The sequence below is a fragment of the Myxococcus sp. AM009 genome (assembly GCF_013372605.1).
GTDB lineage: Bacteria > Myxococcota > Myxococcia > Myxococcales > Myxococcaceae > Myxococcus > Myxococcus vastator.
The window spans coordinates 58797-79042 of sequence record NZ_JABXEP010000015.1; the positions used below are offsets into that span (position 1 = coordinate 58797).

General features: G+C 71.5%; 20 protein-coding genes and 1 other RNA gene. 12 read left to right on the forward strand and 9 right to left on the reverse strand.

Going from position 1 to position 20246, the window contains the following annotated elements:
* Position 1: 1 nt before the first annotated feature.
* The 4 genes from HV824_RS06265 (at position 2) to HV824_RS06280 (ending at position 5015) form a co-directional block, all read left to right on the forward strand.
* Positions 2-1477: an ABC transporter ATP-binding protein gene (locus HV824_RS06265; protein WP_255207812.1), complete on the forward strand. Its 1476-nt coding sequence runs from the start codon at positions 2-4 to the stop codon at positions 1475-1477.
* Positions 1470-2585, forward strand: a complete 1116-nt coding sequence (locus tag HV824_RS06270; protein ID WP_176418164.1) for an ABC transporter permease — start codon at positions 1470-1472, stop codon at positions 2583-2585. Before HV824_RS06265 ends, HV824_RS06270 begins: the two co-directional genes overlap by 8 nt.
* Positions 2578-3507 (forward strand): ABC transporter permease, encoded by a 930-nt coding sequence (locus tag HV824_RS06275; protein ID WP_176418165.1) that lies wholly within the window; start codon positions 2578-2580, stop codon positions 3505-3507. Before HV824_RS06270 ends, HV824_RS06275 begins: the two co-directional genes overlap by 8 nt.
* A 350-nt stretch (positions 3508-3857) precedes the next feature.
* Complete coding sequence (locus HV824_RS06280; protein ID WP_176418166.1) at positions 3858-5015, forward strand: sensor histidine kinase; 1158 nt, start codon at positions 3858-3860, stop codon at positions 5013-5015.
* Here the strand turns inward: HV824_RS06280 and HV824_RS06285 are convergent, their stop codons facing one another.
* The 4 genes from HV824_RS06285 to deoC form a co-directional block, all read right to left on the reverse strand.
* Positions 5016-5660: a hypothetical protein gene (locus HV824_RS06285; RefSeq protein WP_176418167.1), complete on the reverse strand. Its 645-nt coding sequence runs from the start codon at positions 5658-5660 to the stop codon at positions 5016-5018. It lies immediately after the preceding gene.
* 65 nt (positions 5661-5725) lie between these two features.
* Positions 5726-7453 (reverse strand): phospho-sugar mutase, encoded by a 1728-nt coding sequence (locus HV824_RS06290; protein WP_176418168.1) that lies wholly within the window; start codon positions 7451-7453, stop codon positions 5726-5728.
* Positions 7454-7518: 65 nt separating this feature from the next.
* Positions 7519-7911, reverse strand: coding sequence for a TraR/DksA C4-type zinc finger protein (locus HV824_RS06295; protein ID WP_176418169.1), 393 nt, complete (start codon positions 7909-7911; stop codon positions 7519-7521).
* 15 nt (positions 7912-7926) lie between these two features.
* Positions 7927-8748: a deoxyribose-phosphate aldolase gene (deoC, locus tag HV824_RS06300; RefSeq protein ID WP_176418170.1), complete on the reverse strand. Its 822-nt coding sequence runs from the start codon at positions 8746-8748 to the stop codon at positions 7927-7929.
* 114 nt (positions 8749-8862) lie between these two features.
* Here deoC and HV824_RS06305 point away from each other — a divergent pair, with 114 nt between their 5' ends.
* From HV824_RS06305 to HV824_RS06315, 3 genes are read left to right on the forward strand one after another with little or no spacing between them, the layout of a single operon-like run.
* Entirely contained in the window at positions 8863-10059 is a 1197-nt protein-coding gene (locus HV824_RS06305; RefSeq protein ID WP_176418184.1) for a ComEC/Rec2 family competence protein, read from the forward strand.
* Complete coding sequence (locus tag HV824_RS06310) at positions 10056-11396, forward strand: ComEC/Rec2 family competence protein (protein ID WP_176418171.1); 1341 nt, start codon at positions 10056-10058, stop codon at positions 11394-11396. Before HV824_RS06305 ends, HV824_RS06310 begins: the two co-directional genes overlap by 4 nt.
* A 13-nt stretch (positions 11397-11409) precedes the next feature.
* On the forward strand, positions 11410-11655 hold the full coding sequence (locus HV824_RS06315; protein WP_176418172.1) for a DUF3006 domain-containing protein: 246 nt from the start codon (positions 11410-11412) through the stop codon (positions 11653-11655).
* 4 nt (positions 11656-11659) lie between these two features.
* Here HV824_RS06315 and HV824_RS06320 read toward each other — a convergent pair whose 3' ends face one another.
* Positions 11660-13228, reverse strand: coding sequence for an AgmX/PglI C-terminal domain-containing protein (locus tag HV824_RS06320; protein ID WP_176422882.1), 1569 nt, complete (start codon positions 13226-13228; stop codon positions 11660-11662).
* 148 nt (positions 13229-13376) lie between these two features.
* Between HV824_RS06320 and HV824_RS06325 the strand changes: the two genes are divergently transcribed.
* Positions 13377-13673 (forward strand): TIGR02300 family protein, encoded by a 297-nt coding sequence (locus tag HV824_RS06325; protein ID WP_163787487.1) that lies wholly within the window; start codon positions 13377-13379, stop codon positions 13671-13673.
* Between the two features lie 87 nt (positions 13674-13760).
* Here the strand turns inward: HV824_RS06325 and HV824_RS06330 are convergent, their stop codons facing one another.
* Both HV824_RS06330 and HV824_RS06335 read right to left on the reverse strand, forming a co-directional pair.
* Complete coding sequence (locus HV824_RS06330) at positions 13761-13925, reverse strand: hypothetical protein (RefSeq protein ID WP_176418174.1); 165 nt, start codon at positions 13923-13925, stop codon at positions 13761-13763.
* 142 nt (positions 13926-14067) lie between these two features.
* Positions 14068-14886 carry a hypothetical protein gene (locus HV824_RS06335; RefSeq protein WP_176418175.1) on the reverse strand — a complete coding sequence of 273 codons (819 nt, stop codon included), beginning with the start codon at positions 14884-14886 and terminating at the stop codon, positions 14068-14070.
* 106 nt (positions 14887-14992) lie between these two features.
* Between HV824_RS06335 and HV824_RS06340 the strand changes: the two genes are divergently transcribed.
* Together HV824_RS06340 and HV824_RS06345 are read left to right on the forward strand one after the other, a co-directional pair.
* A complete protein-coding gene (locus tag HV824_RS06340; protein ID WP_176418176.1) occupies positions 14993-15724 on the forward strand; it encodes a zinc ribbon domain-containing protein in 732 nt (243 codons plus the stop codon).
* Positions 15725-15742: 18 nt separating this feature from the next.
* Positions 15743-16381 (forward strand): ribonuclease HI family protein, encoded by a 639-nt coding sequence (locus HV824_RS06345; RefSeq protein ID WP_176418177.1) that lies wholly within the window; start codon positions 15743-15745, stop codon positions 16379-16381.
* A 37-nt stretch (positions 16382-16418) separates the two neighbouring features.
* On the opposite strand, the gene HV824_RS06350 is transcribed toward HV824_RS06345, so the two are convergent.
* Entirely contained in the window at positions 16419-17747 is a 1329-nt protein-coding gene (locus HV824_RS06350; protein WP_176418178.1) for a reverse transcriptase family protein, read from the reverse strand.
* A 283-nt stretch (positions 17748-18030) separates the two neighbouring features.
* Between HV824_RS06350 and HV824_RS06355 the strand changes: the two genes are divergently transcribed.
* Both HV824_RS06355 and rnpB read left to right on the forward strand, forming a co-directional pair.
* Positions 18031-19314: an RNA polymerase sigma factor gene (locus HV824_RS06355; protein WP_176418179.1), complete on the forward strand. Its 1284-nt coding sequence runs from the start codon at positions 18031-18033 to the stop codon at positions 19312-19314.
* A gap of 69 nt (positions 19315-19383) precedes the next feature.
* Positions 19384-19779, forward strand: an RNA gene (gene rnpB, locus HV824_RS06360) — RNase P RNA component class A.
* A 26-nt stretch (positions 19780-19805) separates the two neighbouring features.
* On the opposite strand, the gene HV824_RS06365 is transcribed toward rnpB, so the two are convergent.
* Positions 19806-20246: hypothetical protein (locus HV824_RS06365; RefSeq protein ID WP_255207806.1), on the reverse strand; the 441-nt coding region annotated here is incomplete at its 5' end.

Sequence of the window (20246 nt, forward strand, 5' to 3'; positions counted from 1 at the left end):
GCTGGCGGACGCGTCGCTGGACGTACACCGTGGCGAGCTGCTCGCCGTGGTGGGTGAGAATGGCGCGGGCAAGTCCAGCCTGATGAACGTCCTCTACGGGCTCTACCAGCCGGACGCGGGCGTGCTGTCGCTGGACGGCCAGCCCGTGCGCTTCAAGAGCCCCCGGGACGCGATTGCGCGGGGCATTGGCATGGTGCACCAGCACTTCATGCTCGTGCCCACGCTGTCGGTGGCGGAGAACGTGGTGCTGGGCCGCGAGCCCACCCGCAACGGACTGCTGGACCTGGAGCGCGCGGTGCAGGAGGTGTCCGCCACCTGCGCCCGCTTCGGCTTCCAGTTGGAGCCCCGGGCCCGCGTGGACACGCTCAGCGTGGGCTCGCAGCAGAAGGTCGAAATCGTCAAGGCGCTGCACCGCGGCGCCCAGGTGCTCATCCTGGACGAGCCCACCGCCGTCCTCACGCCGCAGGAGGCTGATGAGCTGGCCCGGGTCATGCGCGGACTCGTCGCCCAGGGCCACACCGTGGTGCTCATCAGCCACAAGCTGAAAGAGGTGCTCGGCGTGGCGGACCGCATCGCCGTCATGCGCCGGGGCCGCTGCGTGGCGGAGGTCCGCGCCGCCGACACCACGGCCGAACAGCTCGCCGCGCTCATGGTGGGCGAAGGCCAGCGCGCACCGGCCGCCGCGCCCGCCACGGCCGTGTCCCAGGCGCCCGGCGAGCCGCTGCTGGACGTGCGTGGGCTCCAGGCCACCGGCGACACGGGGCGCCCTGCCCTGCGCGGCGTGGACCTGGAGGTGCGCGCGGGTGAAATCGTCGGCATCGCGGGCGTGGACGGAAACGGGCAGCGGGAGCTGGCGGAGGTCCTCACCGGCCTGCGCGCGCTGACATCCGGGAGCGGCACGCTGCTGGGAGGCCCCTTGAGCGGCCTCACTCCGGCCCAGGCGCGGACGCGCGGCGTGGGGCACATCCCCGAGGACCGGCTCCACCGGGCGGTGGTGAAGGCGCTCAGCGTGGAGGAGAACGTGGCCCTGGGCCGGCACACGCGGCCGCCCTTCGCCAAGGGCCCGTGGATTGACTTCAAGGGCCGCCGCGAGCGCACGCGCGCACTGACCGTGGCCTATGACGTACGGCCGCCAGACCCGGAGGTCGCCCTGCGCGCCCTGTCCGGCGGCAATCAGCAGAAGGTGGTGGTGGCGCGCGAGCTGGACGCGCGGCCCCGGCTGCTGGTGGTGGTGCAGCCCACGCGCGGGCTGGACGTGGGCGCGGTGGCGCAGGTCCACGCGAAGCTGCGCGAGGCGCGCGACCAGGGCACGGGCGTGCTGCTGGTGTCACTCGATTTGGAAGAGGTGTTGGCCCTGTCGGACCGCGTCTATGTCTTCTTCGAGGGCCGCGTGACGGGCCACTTCCCGCGTCACGCGTTCGACGAGCGCGAGCTGGGACGGCGCATGCTGGGGACCCCGGAGCCGAGCCATGCCTGAGCGCGTGAGACAGCTGCTGCCGTCGGTGCTCTCCGTGCTGCTGGCGCTGGGCGTGTGCTGGGTGCTCATCGCGCTCACCCTGGAGCCGGGCACCGCGACGGACGCCTATCTGCAGATGCTGTGGGGTGGCATCGGCAACTGGCCCGCGTACCTGGACGGCGCGGCGGCCACCGTCATCACCCGCCCGCTGGGCGAGTCCGCGATGAAGGCCGCGATTCTCACCCTCACCGGCCTGTCCGTGGCGGTGGCGTTCAAGGTCGGCCTGTTCAACATCGGCGCGCAGGGGCAGATGCTGCTGGGCGCGCTGGCCGCGGCCGTGGTGGGCGCGCAGGTGTCGCTGCCCGGCGTGCTCCACGTCCCGGCGGCCTTGCTGGGCGCGGCGCTCGCGGGCGCGGCGTGGGCGGGCATCGCCGGGCTGCTGCGCGTCTACCGGGGCGTGCACGAGGTCATCTCCACCATCATGCTCAACTGGGTGGCGCTGAGCCTGGTGGACAACTGGCTGGTGGTGGGCCCGCTGCGCGCCGCGGCCGAAGGCGGCCAGTCCATCACCGGCACCGCCGAAATCCAGGCCACCGCCGTGCTGCCCCGGCTGCTGGGCGAAGGCTCGCGGCTCAATTTGGGCTTCCCGCTGGCGCTCGTCGCGGCGCTGGCGGTGTGGGTGTGGCTGACGCGCACGCGCTCCGGCTTCGAGACGCGCGCGGTGGGCCTGGGCGCCGAGGCCGCGCGCGCCGCGGGCATCCCCGTGGCCCGGCGCATGGGCCTGGCCATGGCGCTCGCGGGGGCCATGGCGGGGCTCGCGGGCGCGGTGCTGGTGCTGGGCACGGAGGGGCGCTACCCCGGAACGCTGGGCGCGCCCTACGGCTTCGACGGCATCGCCATCGCGCTCATCGGCAACAACCACCCGCTGGGCGCCACCGTGTCCGCGCTCTTCTTCGGCGTGCTGCGCGCGGGCGGAACGCGCATGCAGCTGCTCGGCGTTCACAAGAGCTTCCCCGAACTCATCCAGGGCCTGGCGCTGCTCTTCGTCGCCGGGCGCATGGTGTGGCTGGCGGTGCTGCGCCGGCGGAGCGTGGCGCCCGCGGCGTCGGCGGAGGTGCCCCGTGCTTGAGGTCCTCCACTCGCTGCTGTTCTCCACCCTGGACGCGGCGCCGGCGCTCATCTTCGCCGCCCTGGGCGCGGTGCTCTCCGAGCGCGCGGGCGTGGTCGCCGTGGGCATGGAGGGGATGATGCGCGTGGGCGCCTTCTGCGCGGCGGTGGCGGCGCTGACGATGCCCACGCCCCTGGCCGTCGTCATGGGCATGCTCGCGGGCGCGGCCCTGGCCGGCGTGCATGGCTTCCTGAGCATCCGCTGGCGCTCCGACCAGGTGGTGTCCGGCATCGCCCTCAACCTGGTGGCCCTGGCGGGCGGCACCTTCCTGCTGGAGTCGCTCTACGGCCCCAACGGCACCCCGCCCATCCAGCAGCTCACCCGCTGGGACATCCCCGGGCTGGGCGCCGTGCCGGTGCTGGGCGCGCTGTCCGGGCACTCGGCGCCCACGTACCTGGCGCTGCTCCTGCCCTTCGCCTTCCAGGGCCTGTTGACTCGCACGCCCCTGGGCCTGCGGCTGCGCGCGGTAGGCGACAAGCCCCAGGCCGTGGCCACCCTGGGCCTGTCGGTGCCGGGGCTGCGCTGGGGCGCGGTGCTGGGCAGCGGGCTCCTGGCGGGCCTGGGCGGCGCGGTGCTGTCCACCGCCGTGCTGGACCGCTTCGAGCAGCACACCCCCGCGGGCCTGGGCTTCATGGCCCTGGCCGCCATGGTGTTCGGCCGGTGGACGCCCGTGGGCGCCTTCCTCGCCGCCACCTTCTTCGCCTTCGGTAACGCGCTGCGCATCGGCCTGGTGTCGAGCGCCCCCGGCCTGGTCGAGCTGATCCCCCAGGGCGTCCTCCTGGCCCTGCCCTATCTGCTCACGCTGGGGGTGCTGACCCTCCAGGGCCAGCGCAGCAGCGCCCCCGCCGCGCTCGGGACGCCCTACGAACAAGAGTCGCGCTGACGTTTTGCGCGCAAGAGGTCATTCAATACCCGGGTGAAAATCGAATTCAGGTCATGAAAGACCCCTTCTTTCGTTGACCGGATTCCAGTTGGGGCAACTTTCTCCAGTGTCGAAACGATTCAACCCCCCGACGTTACAGGGCTGCCCTCGTTGGAGGTGCAATGGGCGATTCCGACGCGCCGGGACGAAGCGCGGCATGAGCCTCGCATAGACACAGCGCGGTATCGGATCACGTACCGGACTGGACGCAGGCGCCCAGGGGGGAGCTCCATCCAGGGCGAGAGAGGTCCGTAGGACGGCCTGGAACACCCGGGTGAAGGCTCACCTGGTCACCATGTAGGGGTGGCGTGATGCTGGAGACGACGGAGACCGCGACGTATCGGCCCCGGGTGCTGGCCGTGAACGTGGAGTCGGGCGGCATGGAGCGGCTGTGTTCCATCCTCGCGCCGGCGGGCTATGACGTGCTGACGGCCAGCGGCCTGGCGGCGGCGGCCCATCAGTCCGCGGACCTGGTGCTGCTCGACGTGGAGCGCCCCGGCACGGACGGCCTCGCGACGTACCGGCGCCTCCAGGACGCGCTGGGAAGCCCCGCCCTCCCCGTGCTCATGCTGACGCCCAGCGCCGACCGGGAGACGCGCCGCGAGGTGCTCGAGGCGGGCGTGGATGACCTGCTCATCACCGAGCCCCTGGACCCGCTGGAGCTGAAGGTCCGCATCCACACGCTGCTGGAGCTCAAGGCGCACCGCGAGCGCGGTGGCCAGCGCGCCGAAGCGCTGCAGGACCCACGCGTCCGCTGGGTGGAGATGGAGCGGCTGGCCCGCGTGGGCACGCTGGCCGCGGACGTGGCGCAGAACCTGGGCCGCGTGGGCGAAGGCCTCCAGCGGGCGCTGGAGCACGTGCGCATGCGCGCCTCGCAGGGCCTGCCGCCGGACGCCGACGAGCTCAAGAAGCTGGGCGTGGCGGGCGAGCAGATGCGCCTGCACGGCCAGCACCTGCTGTCGCTGGGCCCCACCAGCCCCAAGGACATCCAGCGCTTCGACCTGCGCGACCTCATCCCCGCGGTGGTGGAGCGCATGCGCGACGCCGGCCGCCTGGGCGCCGCCGAGGTGAAGGTGCAGCTGCCGGACGAGGCCATCGCCGTCGTCTTCAACCGCCGCCAGTTGGAGCAGGTGGTGGTGGAGCTGCTGGCCAACGCGGTGGACGCGGTGGAGGACGTGACGGACCGCCCGCGTCGCATCCACGTGGGCGTGGAGCTGCCGGACATCTTCGGGGACTTCGGCCCGCGCCTGTACGTGAAGGACACGGGCATCGGCATCTTCGAGGACGAGCTGCAGGCCGTCTTCGAGCCCTACTACACGACGAAGGCCCCCGAGAAGGGCGCCGGGCTGGGCCTCACGGTCGCGCGCACCCTGGTGGAAGCCATGGGCGGCGCGGTGGCGGTGAAGAGCCGCGTCAACCTGGGCAGCACCTTCACGGTGGAGCTGCCCGAGCAGACGTCGTCCTGGTAGCTAGAAGCGGTAGGCGACGCCGAAGAGCGCCTCCAACGTGAACTCGGTGTCGTCGATGTCCGGGATGACGGCGGGCCCCAGCCGGACGTTGAAGGTGACCCCCAACTGGCGGTTGACGAAGTACTCCAGGCCGCCGCCCACGAGGACGGGGAACACCGGGCCGATTCCCTCGCCGAAGTAGACGTGGAAGGGGATGTCCAGGCCCAGGTTCACCATGACGGCGCTGCCGGCGGGGATGCCCACCACCAGCCCCACGGGCAGCGCCAGGCCCACGTCGGTGTCGCGGCGGTTGAAGTAGAAGAAGGGGCCCGGCTGGAAGGTGAGCGCCAGGGAGAAGTTGCGCTCCTGGACGAGCTGCAGCCGCATCCACGCCTGGAGCTTGATGCCCGGGTCCGTGTAGCGGACCCAGCCCTCGCGGCCCCAGTTGAAGCTGAACTTGCCGCCGATGTCGAAGCGCTCCGAGCCACCGTGCAGCAGGCCCAGGGAGATGCCGGGCCAGCCAAGCTGGCCATGGAACGCGGTGTTGCCCCGCCCCAGCGTTTCACCGGCGAGGACGGACCAACCCTGCCCCCCGCGCTGCGCCAGCGCGGTGGCGGGGAGGGCCAGGAAGCAAGCGAGGAGGACTCCGGGGAGCAGTCGCTTCACACGGTACCTTTCTGCGAAGGCCGCCCGCGGGGGCGAGCGGTGGATGTGGTGCAGCGTCACAAGACTCACGCTGGCTGCCCGCGCTCACGCGCGAGGCCGAGGAAAGCGGCGATGAAGCGGGCCAGCCGGGACTCGGCGCGCGCGCGGGCCTGAGCCAGGGGCTCGCCGTCGGCGAGCGTCTCCTTCAGCTCGAAGTAGTATTTGATTTTCGGCTCGGTGCCGGAGGGACGCAGCGTGACGCGGCCGCCGCTCTCCAGCTCGAGCGCGACCACGTTGGACGGCGGCAGGCCCCGCTCACCCTTCTTGTAGTCGCTCACGGCGCGGACGGCGTCACCGCCGATGTCCTTCGGCGGCGAGGCACGGAACGCGTCCATGATGCCGCGAATGATTTGCGCGCCCGCCGCGCCGGGGAACGTGAAGTTGCGCTGCGCGCCCACGTACAGGCCATGCGCGCGCTGAATCTCCTCCAGGTAGCCCAGCACCGTGGTGCCGCGCGCCTGACACCACGCCGCCAGGTCCGCCATGACGAGCGCCGAGCCCACGCCATCCTTGTCGCGCGTCACCGTCCCCACGGTGTAGCCCAGCGCCTCCTCGTAACCGAAGACGAAGCGGGTGCCCTCGGCCTGCTCGCGCTCCAGCGCGCGGTTGGCGATCCACTTGAAGCCGGTGAGCACCTCGTCACACGCGGCGCCCAGCGAGCGCGCGATGTCCCCCAGCTGCGCCGAGGAGACGATGGTGGTGACGACGTGCGGCGTGCCCTGCTTCGGCCCCTGGGTGAGGACGTAGTGGCCCAGCAGCACGCCCACCTCGTTGCCCGTCAAGAGCCGCAGCGCTCCGTCCGCGTCGCGCGCCATGACGGCCAGCCGGTCCGCGTCCGGGTCATTGGCCAGCACCACGTCCGCCTTCACGCGCTCGGCGGTGGCGGTGGCCAGGTCCATGGCGCCCGGCTCCTCCGGGTTGGGGAAGCGCACGGTGGGGAAGCGGCCATCCGGCTGCTGCTGCTCGGCCACGGGGGTGACGCGCGGGAAGCCCGCCTCGCGCAAGGCGCGCACGGCCCAGACGCCGCCCACGCCGTGCATGGCGGTGTAGACGATGGACAGCGACTCGGAGCCCTTGCCCACCACGCGCAGCCCCAGGATGGCGCGCACGTAGGCGTCGCCGATGGCCGCGGGCAAATCCCGCCACAGCCCCCTGGCGCGCGCATCAGCCGGGGTCAGCAGCGGCACGCGGTTGGCGGGCTCCACCCGGGCGATGGCGGAGGCGATGCCCGTGTCATGCGGCGGGATGATCTGCGCGCCGTTGCCCCAATAGACTTTGTAGCCGTTGTACTCGGGCGGGTTGTGGCTGGCCGTCACCATGACGGCCGCGGCGGCGTTGAGGTGCAGCGCGGCGAAGGCCACCAGCGGCGTGGGCACCGGCTCCGGGAAGACGTGGGCGGGGATGCCCTCGGCGGCCAGCACCGCGGCGGTGTCCTCGGCCAGCTCCACGCTCAGGTTGCGCGCGTCGCGGCCCACCACCACGCCCCGGGTGGCGACGTCCGGCACCTGCTCCTTGAGGTAGCGCGCCAGGCCCGCGGTGGTGCGGCGGATGACGGCGCGGTTCATCCGGTTGGGACCGGCGCCCAGCACGCCGCGCAGGCCCGCGGTGCCGAACTCCAGGTCCTGCGAGAAGCGGTCCTCCAGCTCCGCCCAGTCCGCCTTCGCCAGCAGCGCCGCCAGCTCCGCCGCGGTGGACGGGTCCGGATCCGCCTGACGCCACGCCTCCGCCCGCTCCTTCAGTCCGGTGGTGTCCATGAGCCCTCGAAGCCTCGTGTAGCCGTTGAGGGCGCGCGACGCACACAGGCTCGCACGCCGGTTGTTCAGGTGTAGTCGGTCAGCTTGCTGCGGGTGGCGCGGCCCTTGGGACCATCCTTGTTGCCCTGGCACGTCACGCAGAACTCCGCGTAGGGCATGGCGCGCAGCCGGCCGAGCGGAATCTCCTCGCCGCACTCCTCGCACTCGCCATAGCCGTCCGGGTCCTCGCGCAGCTTGCCCAGCGCCTTGAGCACGCGGGCCAGCACGCCATCCATGTTCCGGTTCCGGTTGGAGGCGATGGCCTGCATCATCTCGTTGAGCGGCTGCTCGTCCTCGTCGCCGCCGATGCGCGCGTCATCGGTGCGGTTCGGCTCGATTCTCGACGGCGTCTTCTCCGTCAGCTCCGAGTGGAGCGCGAGCAGCAGCGCCATGAGTTCCTCTCGCTGTTTCGCGTTCACGGTGTCCGCCCCGGGTCAGTACTTCGCGGTGGAGGTCTGCCCGGAGACGATGGCCACCGACGCGGACGCACCCAGGCGGTTGGCCCCCGCGCGCAGCATCTTCAGCGCGTCCTCGGCGGAGCGGATGCCGCCCGACGCCTTCACGCCCACCGTGTCCCCCACCACCCGGCGCATCAGCGCCACGTCCGCCTCGGTGGCCCCGCCCGGACCGAAGCCCGTGGACGTCTTCACGAAGGCGGCGCCCGCGGCCTTGGAGAGCGAGCAGGCGATGACCTTCTCCTCGTCCGTCAGCAGGGACGTCTCCAGGATGACCTTCACCGGCACGGGCCGGCTGGCCTCCACCACGGCGGCGATGTCCTGGTGCACCAGCGCGTAGTCGTGCGCCTTGAGCGCGCCCACGTTCAGCACCATGTCGATTTCCCGCGCCCCGGCGCGGATGGACTCCCGGGCCTCGAAGGCCTTGGCGGACGGCAGCGAGGCGCCCAGCGGAAAGCCCACCACGGCGATGGGCAGCGTGGACGTGCCGGCCAGCACCCGCGCCGCGGTGGCCACGTGCGTGCTGTTCACGCAGACGGTGGCGAAGCCGTACTGGCGGGCCTCCTCGGCCACCTTCACCACGTCCTCGGCGCGAGCCTCGGGCTTGAGCAGCGTGTGGTCGATGTACGGCGCCAGGTCCGCGTGGGAGCGCACCTTGTCCAGGTCCACGCGGGCGGTGGACGGACCCGACGCTGGAGCGCTGGCCCCGGGCGTCTGCTCCTCCTTCCACGCCTCGAGCCGGCGGCGCGCCTGGTTGGCAATGTCCTCGACGAAATGGAAGAGGTCTTCGGAGTCGGACATGCCCGGCCCCTTAGCCCACTTCCAGGCCCTCGGGAAGCGCTCGCGGGAGAAGCGCGCCTGCTCCGAGCCCCTGGGTGCCAGAGGGGGGAGCGGAGCGGTAGAGTCGGTCTCGTGATGTCCTTTGTCCGGTGGCTCGCACTCCTCGTCCTCCTCCTCGCCTCGACTCCGGGTCAGGCCCTGGCCCAATCGACCGGCCAGCCCCTCACGGTCCATTTCTTCGACGTGGGCCAGGGGGACGCCGCGCTCATCATCTCCCCCACCGGCAAGACGGTGCTCATCGACAGCGGCCCGCCCGACGCGCGGCACCGCCTGGAGCAGCGACTGCGCGAGCTGGTCAAGGCGCCGCTGGACCTCGCCATCCTCACGCACCCCCACCTGGACCATTTGGGCGGCATGTCCTCCGCGCTGCGCTCGGTGGGGGCCCGCCGCTTCATGGACCCGGGCTTCGACCACCCGAGCGAGGCGTACCGCGACCTGCTCAACGTCGTGGGTGACGAGGTGGGCCAGGTGATGACGCCCGTGCCCAACCCGCAGGACCCGCGTTCGCTGGTCACCATTGGCCTGGGAGATGGCGCGGCGCTCACCGTGCTGTGGCCGCGCGTGCCGGAGGACGCCTTCCTCACGGGCACCCGCTCGGACCCGAACTCCAACTCCATCGTCGCCAAGCTGACCTACGGCAAGACGGCGTTCCTCTTCACCGGCGACGCCGAGCCGGACACCGAGGCCACGCTGCTGCGCAAGCCCATCGACCTCACCTCCACCGTGCTGAAGGTGGCCCACCACGGCGGTCGGCACTCGTCCACCGCGGGCTTCCTGGCCGCGGTGAAGCCCAAGGCCGCGGTCATCTCCGTGGGCGCGAAGAACGACTACGGGCACCCCACCCCGGCGGTGCTGGAGCGCCTGCGCGCGGTGAAGGCCACCGTGTTCCGCACCGACCAGGACGGCGAGGTGGTGGCGACCAGCGACGGCAACGTCGTCTCCCTGCGCGCGGAGAAACGCGGCGGGGCCTCGGAGCTGGTTCCCGGAGGCGTGAAGGCCGGCCCGGTGGCGCTGGGCCCCATCACCCGGGGAACGCGCCGGACCAGCACGCCCCGTGGGCGCGGCGCCCCGTCCACCCCGGCGGAGGCCCCCGGCACCGACACCACGCAACGCGGCACGGACACGCCCCGATACTTCAGCCTCAAGGGCAGCAAGGTGTTTCACAAAGAGAGCTGCCGGACCCTGAAGCGCTCCAAGTCGAACCGCACCGCCTATTCGAGCCGCGCCGAAGCCGTGCGCGAGCGCCGCCCCGCCGAGGATTGCCATCCATGAGTTCCCGCCCGCGCCTCCTCCTCGCCGTTTTGCTGGCACTGGCGGCCTGCAAGGAGCCGCCACCTCCGCCGCAGCCGGTGGCGGCGCGCCCGGCGGAGCGCCCCCGGCGGTACTTCGGGGGCACCCCGGACGGGAAGCTCCACGTCTACTTCTTCGACGTGGGCCAGGGGGACGCAGCGCTCATCGTGTCGCCGGACGGGTACACCGCGCTGGTGGACGCGGGCCCCGCCTCCTCGGCGGAGCACCTGGTGAACCGGCTGCCCGAGTTGCTCACGCAGCGGCTGGACCTGGTGGTGCTCACCCACCCGCACTCGGACCACCATGGCGCGCTGGAGCCGGTGCTGAAGCGCGTGGGCGCCCGGCAACTGCTGGAGCCGCAGCTGGGCGCCACGCCCAAGGCGTATGACACCCTGCTCGGCGCCGTGGCCAGCCAGGGCGTGGAGTTCATCTCCCCGTCCCCCTCCCCCGCCACGCCCAACGCGCTCCAGCGGCTGCCCCTGGGCGCGGGGGTGTCCCTCACGGTGCTGTGGCCCCGCGCGCCCACCGAGCCGCTGCTCGACGTGCCCGAGGCCGCCCTGGAGGCCAACTCCGTCATCCTCCGGCTCACCTATGGGGACACCGCGGTGCTCTTCATGGCGGACGCGCATGCCCGGACGGTGGACCACCTGCTGGCGCGCAACGCCCCCATGCAGGCCACGCTGCTCAAGGTGGCCGCGCACGGCACCGAAGGGCCCACCTCCGCCGCCTTCCTGTCGGCCGTGGGGGCCCGCGCCACCGTCATCTCCGCGGGCGAAGGCAGCCTGCTTGGCGCCCCCGCGCCAGTCACCCTCAAGCGGCTGGAGGCCACCGGCGCGCAGGTGTTCCGCACCGACCTGCACGGCGAGGTGCAGGTGGTGAGCGACGGGAAGACGCTCGTCGTCACGCCGCAGCGGCTGTCCGCCGGCGTCCCGGAGGACACCCGTTACAGCTACCCGGGCCTGGGCACGCCCACGCCCCGGGACGCCGCGCTCGCGGGGGACTCCCGGCGCTCGACGGGCCGCTCCGGCACGCGTGACGCCTCGGGCAAGCAGCCCACGGGGAAGATGTACACCCTGAGCCTCGACGAGCCGGCAGGCGACGGGGCGCCGCCCTCCCGCGCGGGCCCGCGCTCGCGCAGCGGCGCCTCTGGCTCAGGCGCCGTGACGGTGGGGACCTACGTCGGCAGCAGCCGCAGCGACGTGTTCCACAAGCCCGGCTGCCGCAACGTCGTGAAGATCAAGTCATCAAACCTGGTGACCTTCTCCAGCCGGGAAGAGGCCTCGCGCGGACGGCGGCCTGCCCGGGACTGCAACCCCTGAGGAGCCACGCCCCATGACGACCCGGGCCACGCTGGACCGCATCGAAGACGACGTCGCCGTGCTGGTGGTGGAGGGCCGTGAGGTGACGCGCCCCCTGCGCGCGCTGCCCGCCGGCCTGCGCGAGGGAGACGTGCTCGACCTCGACACCCTGGAGGTGGACCGGGAGGCCACCGAGGCCCTGCGCGAGGAGGTGCGCAGGGCCCGCGAGCAGGCGACCCGCGGCAAGAAGCCGCCGCCGGCCGGGAGCTTCGACCTCTAGACGGCTACATCGACTTGGAGAGGACCAGCGGAATCTCCAGGTCCACGGCCTCACCAGCGAAGGCGGAGAAGACCATCCCCTTCGCGCGGTCTCGTATGCAGGCGCCCACGGGGCTGTTGCGGTTCAAGTCCTTGCGGTCGAGCGTGGCCGCCGTCACCGTGCCCGAGCTGCCCACGGTGGCCGTCAGCGTCACCTTCCCGCCCTTGAAGGACGGGTTTTTCCGCAGCTCGGCCTCCACGCAGTCCCTGAAGGCGGGCTGCGTCTTCGCCAGCACGCGCTCCACCTCTTCGTCGGACGGGCCGCCGACATCCTCGGTGTCGGCGGCGGCCACTTCCTCGCCGCTGCGCACCGCCGGGTCCACGTCCTGCTTGTCCGGGTCCACGTAGACGGCCTCCAAGGCCCCCTTGGACGGCGCCGCGGCGGCCTCCGCGTCCGCGACCGCGCCGGTGCCGGCGGGCGCGGCGGCCGGGCGCTTGCCCTCGGCGGGCGGCTTGGGAGGCGCGGGGGGCGGCGGCGGCGCACGGCCCAGCAGCTTGTCGCGCAGCGCGCCCACGCCTTCCGCCGAGAAGACGGGCTGCTCCACCGCGTTGCCGCTGGCGTCCACCGTCTGCACGCGCAGCGGCACCACGCCCAGCGTCTCCGACAGGACATACGCCAAGCCCAGCGGGACGATGAGCAGCAGCAACGCGAAGACGGCGTACTTCCAGGCGGGGTTGCGGCGGGTGACGCCCGACTTCTTGGCGAAGTGACGCGTGTCCTGAACGGCCTTGCCGTCGTCCTCGTCGCCGCCCAGCGCGGCCCGCGGGTCGTCGGGGTACTGCGCGTCGTCGTCCTGGGGCTCCTCGTCGTCACCGCCGTCGCGGTTGCCCGGCAGGTCCAGGTCGGAGAACAGGGCGTCGTCCAGCGGCGCGGCGTTGGCGGCCTGGGGCTGCTGCGCGCGGCGGGTCACCTGGGCCTGCGGCTGGGCCTGCGGCTGGGCGCGCGGCAGGGGGTCGCCGAAGTAGGTGTTGTCCGGCGCTTCGTCGTCCTCGTCCGGCCAGGGCTGCTCGGGCTCGGCGTGCCGCGGCTCGAAGAGGCCTGCCAGTTCGGGGATGTCCGAACCGCGCTTCCAGTCCGCCATGCCCTGTTGCCAGAAGAAGCTGCGGCCGTTCACGGTGCCGGTGGCCATCAGCTCACGCAGGGCGCCCTCGTCCAGCGGGCCCTCCTGCTTGTTGCGCACCATGACGAACCAGGGCGAACCCGTGGCCTTCATGGGCGCGGCGCGCGTGGGCTCATCGTCCCAGGGCGTCTGCAGCGCGGCCGCGGGCGCCTTCGCCATCGGGGCCGCCGTGACGGGCGCGCTGACGACGGCCGCCGGGGCGGGGGCAGGCTCGGGCTCCGCCAGGGAGCGCTCCTGGGCGCGGATGCGTTCCACGTCCGCGAGGGACACCACGCGGGTGTTCTCCTCCTCGGCGGGCCCTTCGACGGTGATGACGTTCTGGCAGTTCTTGCAGCGGACCTTGACCGTCTTGCCGCGGACCTTTTCGTCCGCAATGGAATACCGCTTCTGGCAATTGTCGCAGGTAAAGTTCAAGAGGGGCGTCCAGCTTCCGGGGGAAAACGCGGTCGCGATGCTACCGCTAGAATTCTCCGGCGCAAACCACAGGTTGACTCTGTCTTGCGGCCCAACTATTGAGCCGCCCTCCCCCCTGTCTTCTCTCGCCTTTTACACAAGGTGGCGAATGCCGGCGAAGGACCTCGGAACAAAACACGTCTGCTACAAGTGTCAGACGAAGTTCTACGACATGAAGAAGCCGGACCCGATCTGCCCGAAGTGTGGTGCGGATCAACGGGAAAGCCCGGCACTCAAGCCCCAACCCGAGGGAAGGCGTAGCCGTCTGGCAGCCGCCCCGAAGGTCATCGAGCCCATTGAGCCGGAGGAGCCCGCCGGTCGCAATGAGGAGGACGAGGAGGAAGGACTCGACTCCTTCGATGATGACGAAGCAGCGGGAAGCGAATCCGAAGAGGACGAAGTCTAGGTCCGCGAGAAACGAGGGGCTCCACGGCGCAAGCCGGGAGCCCCTTCGCTTTTCAGGCCGTGGCGCTCGCGCCCGGACAACCTGGCTTCAGTTGGACGAGACGGGCGTCAGCTCCAGCAGCGCGCGGCGGAGCTGCTCGTACAGGGTTGGCCCCATCTCCTGCATGCCGATGGGCCGGACCGCCGCCTTGCGGGGCGCTTCCAGGCCGCGCGTGCCGTTGCTCGGGAGTGCTTGCTTCTTTGCCTGCTGCATGACTCTGCCCCCTCTTCTCGGACGTGACTTCTGCCGTCCGCATAACAATTCTTCTACTGGAACGGAAACCCCAATCGATTCGCGGCTTCTCAACCTTTTAGACGGCGAGCGCCGGAATCCTTCATGGATACGGACCGGCGGGCTACTGCAGGTCGGCCACCGGCCACTCCGCGTCCACCTGGACGCGCTCGCCAGCGCGAACCGTCACGGTGCGGGCTTGTTCCGGGAGCCGCTCGTGCCAGAGGACCACGGTGTGGGTGCCCTCGGGGACCTCCAGTTGGAAGCGCCCGTCCTCGCCGCTGGTCGCGAAGTACCCGTGGTTGAAGGTGCGCACGCGCGCGCGCATCCACGGGTGGATGTCACAGTGGATGGGGACCTCGCCCGGCTCGGCGGGCAGCTGCCGCTTCACCGTCATGCCCTCCAGCGGCATGGCCACGTTGAAGAAGGCGCGGTTCGTTCCGGAGGCGGCGCGGACGTTGTGGACCAGCGGGTCCGAGTTGCGGATGACCAGGGTGCTGCCAGCACGAGCGGCCAGCACGGGCGGGTCATAGATGCACTGCTTCTGGTCCAGCACGGCCTCCGGCGCGGCGCGCTTGGGTACGGGCAGCGCGTGGCCTTCCTTCAAGGAGACCACGGTGTGGGCCAACGCGCCCTCACTGCCTACCCTGAGCGTGCGCTCCTCCGTCTCCTCGCCGCACACGGAGACGACGGTGCCCGTGGTGGGCTGCCGGGCGGGCGCCGGGGGCGAGCCGGTGAGTCGGACGCGCCCCTCGATGACGCCCCACTTCGTGTTCGTGGCGGCGGGCGCGGCCGGCGCGGTGGTGGTGGGCGGCGGGGACGCGGGCTCCTTGCAGGCAGGAGCGAGCGCGCAGAGAACGATGACGAAGGATGGACGAAGCACGCGCTCCGGTCTAACGGGTGCGTGAAGCTGTTTCAAATGCGGCATGGCAGCGAGGGCCACGAGGGATGACTCATGGCCTATTTGGACGTTGGACCCTCATCATCCTTGTTGGTACAAGAGCTCGGCCGTTGCCGTACACGGTGCGGCCCTGTGGGAGGCAGCAACTTTGCGGGAGAAATTGAAAGCGCTGGCGGAGCTGCAGAACGTGGACCTCGAGGTCGCCTCGCTCCGGAAGGCCGCGGACGTTCACCCCCGTCAGATTGCCGAGTTGGAGCGGGAATTGGGTGTGGCCCGCAGCGCCATCGAGGCGGAACGGGCGCGCGTCTCCGACATGGAGAAGCAGAAGGCCCAGCTCGAACAGAACATCACGGACGAGAAGGACAAGGTGAAGAAGTGGGAGACGCGGCTCAGCGAGCAGCGCTCCACCCGCGAGTACTCCGCCCTGGCCCGTGAAATCGACATCGCCAAGAAGGCCAATCTGACGATGGCGGAGGAGCTGGCGGAGCTGACGAAGCAGCTCGGCGGCGCCCGCGAGGCCATCAAGGGCAAGGAGGCGGACTTCGCGACGAAGCAGCAGGGCCTGTCCGGCCGGATGACGGAGCTGCGCGGCAAGCTGGGCGAGGCCGAGTCGCTGGTGAAGGGGCTGGAAGGCCGCCGGGCCGAAGTGGCCTCGGCCGTGGATGCCACCCTGCTGCGCCGCTACGAGGTGGTGCGCAAGAAGAAGCTGCCCGCCATGGTCGGCGTGGTGGCCGGCACCTGCCAGGGCTGCAACATGAACGTGCCCCCGCAGCTCTACAACCAGCTTCGCACCGGGCTGGGCATGGACGTCTGTCCTTCTTGCAACCGCATCATCTACGCGGTGGAAGCGCTGCAGGAAACCCCGGCGGCGGCGAAGTAGCGGCGCGGCTTCGTGGACATGCCCGCGCCGTCCATCATCGACATCCTCCGCCACATCGCGCGTGAGGAGCCGCTGCAAGGGACGGTGCGAGAGTTCCGGGGCCTCACCCGGGAGCACCTCGGGCAGCTCATCGAGGAGGCCGCGCAGCGGCTCGGCGGGATGCCGCCGGCCTCCGCCGCGACGACGAAGGGCACGCAGGAGCCGGCTGGGGCCATGAGCTCGCCGGTGGACGCGGCGCCCACCGCTGAGTCGCATCCGCGGCTGCGCGTCTACTCAGACGGCGCGGCCCGGGGCAATCCGGGCCCTGCGGGCGCGGGCGCGGTGCTGATGGACCCCGCGGGCAACGTGGTGGCCCGGCTGGGGCGGTTCCTGGGACATCAGACGAACAACAGCGCGGAGTACATGGGCCTGCTGCTGGGCCTGAAGCACGCGCAGTCCCTGGGCGCGCGCGAGCTGGACGTCTACGCGGACAGCGAGCTGCTGATTCGTCAGCTCGGCGGGCGCTACCAGGTGAAGAGCCCGACGCTGAAGCCGCTGTACGAAGAGGCGCGGAAGCTGCTCAAGGGTTTCACCAAGGTGAAGCTGCACCACGTCCCCCGCGCGCAGAACGCCGAGGCGGATGAGATGAGCAACCGCGCGATTGATGAGCGGCTGTAGACCTTCCAGGGACGACATCAGTCGAAAGGCGTGGGCGTCAGTCCCACGCAATCTGGTCGAAGGCGGCGCGCAGCTTCGCGCCTCGGGCCGGGTGCAGGTGTGCGACCCAAGCGACGCGGCCCAGCAGGTGCGCGCGGAAGTCGGGATGGTCCTCGGAATTCTGACTCGCGGGGCCTCGCGTGCGGCACAGGTGGAGAATGGCCTTCAGTCGCTCGTAGTCCGCGCGGCGGACGGAAGGATGCGCATTCACCACCACGCCCGCGAGCCGCTGCTGGGCGCTCCGGCGCATCACCCGCGTCTTCCCTGCGCGCGGCGTGAAGCCCTCATCGCGGAGAATCTGGCTCACGTACCGCAGCAACTTGTGCGTGCGCCGGGCCAAGGCGTCACCACCCGAGAACGCCAGGTCATCCGCGTAGCGCGTGTACCGCGCGCCCATCGCAGCAGCGAGCGCCGACAGTCGGACATCGAGCCGGTACGCCGCGAGGTTGGCCAGCGCGGGCGACGTGGGCGCCCCCTGTGGCAGGTGACGCGATTCGAGCCTCCGCGCCAGACGCCAGCGCGCGCTCGCCTCGGCGAGTGAATCCGGCCGCCTCGCCTGCGACACCACCTCGCCAGGTGTGCGGTTCGTGCAGAGTCCCGCGAGCGCACGCACCACGCCGTCCGGACACCCCGCCGTGCGGAACACCGCCCAGATGCGCGCGGGCCGCACCGAGAAGAAGAAGTCCTCCAGGTCCACCCGCACCACCACGGCCTGCCGTACGTGGGGCTCCGCGAAGCTGCGGACGCTCCGACCCGAGACGAACCCATGCGCGGCGTCATGCGGCGGGATGTGGTCCAGGATGCCGTGGAGCACCTTGCGCTGTACCAGCGACAGGTCCAATCCCGGCCGCTCCAGCAGCCGCTCACCACCGCTGCGCTTCGGAATCCAGGTGTACCGGTAGCGCCGCCACCGTCCTGGCGTGGACGAGTGCTCGATGCCCGGCACATCCGCCAGCCAGTCCAACTGCGCCACTGTCACGCCCAGCCACGCCGCGAGGTCGGCCTGGGTCGGCAGCGCTGGCACGGGCCACGGCTGCCGCGCCATCCGCGGCTCGGAGGAAATCCAGCGCACGATGCGCGCACGCGCCGACGGGTCCGTGAAGCCCCGCATGAACGCGGGACGCGAAGCCAACAAGTCCCCGAGCAACTCCATCCGCGCATGCGGCGGACGCGGGAAGAAGCTCATCGCGCTGCGCGCCAGGGACGACACCCACGGTGCTCGTCCTCCGACGACCTCCGTGCCCCTTTCAACGAGCCCCTTGAGCGTCCAGGGCCCCGCGAGGAACGCGGACGCGAGCGCCTGAGCCACGACGCGCCGCTCGCTCATCTTCCACACTCACGCCATGCGGCGGCGTGGCCCCACCTGTCGTGTCTTGCGTGGCCCGGACCGCGGCTTGCCGCGGAGGCGGCCGCGCGTGACGGTGTGCTCCTGATGAGTTGTCCCCGGGGGTACCCCGGAGAGGCAGCGGACCGCAGCATCACGGACCGGCTACCCGCTGGGTCTCCAAGCCGCCGCATGGCTCGCCGACGGTACACGTCGCCCTCTCAAAAGGAAACGCCGCGCGCGCACGCCCCTTGTGCCGTAGGCGAACGGTGATTGAGTTGCGCCCGTGACGGCTTCCACCGAGACACAGCGGGCTATTCAAGCAGTCTGGCGAATCGAGTCAGCCCGCCTCATCGCGGGGCTCGCGCGGATGGTGCGCGACGTCGGCCGCGCGGAGGAGCTCGCCCAGGACGCGCTCGTCGCCGCGCTCGAGAAGTGGCCGGAGTCGGGCGTCCCGGACAACCCGGGCGCGTGGCTCATGGCCACCGCCAAGCGCCGCGCCATCGACGAGCTCCGCAGAGGCAAGCTCCTCGAGCGCAAACACGAGGAGCTCGGTCATGAACTGGAGTCACTGCAAGGCACGGCCGCGCCGGACCTGGACGCCGCGCTCGACGACGTCGTGGGCGATGACCTGCTGCGGCTGATGTTCATCTCCTGCCACCCGGTGCTCTCCAAGGAGACGCGGGTGGCGCTCACGCTCCGGCTGCTCGGAGGCCTGACGACCGAGGAGATTGCCCGCGCCTTCCTCGTCCCCGTCCCCACCGTGGCCCAGCGCATCGTCCGCGCCAAGCGCACGCTCGCGGAGGCACGCGTCCCCTTCGAGGTCCCCGAAGGCGACGCGCTGGCCGCCCGCATGTCGACCGTGCTGGAGGTCATCTACCTCGTCTTCAACGAAGGCTACTCGGCGACGGCCGGCGACGACTGGATGCGGCCCGCGCTCTGCGAGGACGCCCTGCGCCTGGGCCGCATCCTGGCGGGGCTCGCGCCGAAGGAGCCGGAGGTCCATGGCCTCGTCGCGCTGATGGAGCTTCAGTCGTCACGCGCGCGGGCCCGCGTGGGGCCCAAGGGAGCGCCCGTGCTCCTGCTGGAGCAGAACCGAGGGCTCTGGGACCAGCTCCTCATCCGCCGGGGCCTCGCGGCGCTCGAACGCGCCGAGGCGCTGGGAGGCGCCGAAGGCCCGTATGCGCTCCAGGCCGCCCTCGCCGCGTGCCACGCCCGGGCGCGCACGGCCGAGGCCACGGACTGGTCACGCATCGCCGCGCTCTACGACACGCTGGCCCAGGTCGTCCCCTCCCCTGTCGTGGAGCTCAATCGCGCGGTCGCCCATTCCATGGCGTTCGGCCCGGAGGCGGGCCTGCGCCTCGTGGACGCGCTGACCTCGGAGCCCTCGCTCCAGGGCTACCACCTGCTGCCCAGCGTCCGGGGAGACCTGCTCGGCAAGCTGGGCCGGCTCGACGAGGCCCGCGCGGAGTTCGAGCAGGCCGCCGCCCTCACCGCGAACACGCGGGAGCGCGCGCTGCTCCTCGAACGGGCCGCCGCGTGCTCGCGAGGGACGGGGCGGCGTTCCTGACGGACGATGGACGGCGCCCCTCGCCCGGAGTGGACCGCCCCTGCCCGGCTGTTGTAAGCGCTAGGTGCCGGAGCGGCCCGGGTGAACGCCGGCCACCGCAGTCATGGGTGGCGGGAGGAAAGTCCGAGCTCCAGAGGGCAGGGTGCTGGCTAACGGCCAGTCGAGGCGACTCGCAGGAAAGTGCCACAGAAAACAGACCGCCCGTTCCGCAAGGGGCGGGTAAGGGTGAAACGGTGCGGTAAGAGCGCACCGCGTCCGGGGTGACTCGGATGGCACGGTAAACCCCACCTGGAGCAAGAGCCAATAGGAGCGCGTCCTCGCCGTCCGGAGGACAGGGATGGCCCGTCCCATGCGTTCGGGTTGCTCGCTGATGAGGCCCCTGGGCAACCAGGGCCCTAGATGAATGTTCACCGCCCATCCCGAAAGGGGTGGGGACAGAACTCGGCTTACACGGCCGCTCCGGCGTTTTCCCCTGCCCGCTCAGGCGCGACTCAGCGCGCCACGGGCACCTGGCCCAGCAGGACGCGGTCCTTGCCGTCGTTGCGCACGGCGTTCGGGTTGAGGATGCGCAGCCGGGAGTCCGTGCGCGGCTCCCAGAACCCCAGCCAGATGTTCAACGCGCGGGCCGTCGAGCCGGGCGGCACATAGACGGGGAACTCGTCCTTCACCGTCTCGCCGGGCTTCCACTGCGACGTGGGCAGCAGGCCGCCCGCGGGCTTGTGGTCCACGTTGATGCGCTCGGCGCGGCCGTCCGCGTCCTCCACGTGGACGAAGATGAGGTAGTCGTCGTCCATGGGCTGGAGCACCTTGAAGTAGAGCGCCACCTTCGCCTGGTCTCCGGCCTTCAGCCGGCCGGGCTCCACCGTGGCCCCCACCAGCTCCACCTTGCCGCCCAGGTTGGCGCCGCTCTTCACGGACAGGGGCGGCACCTG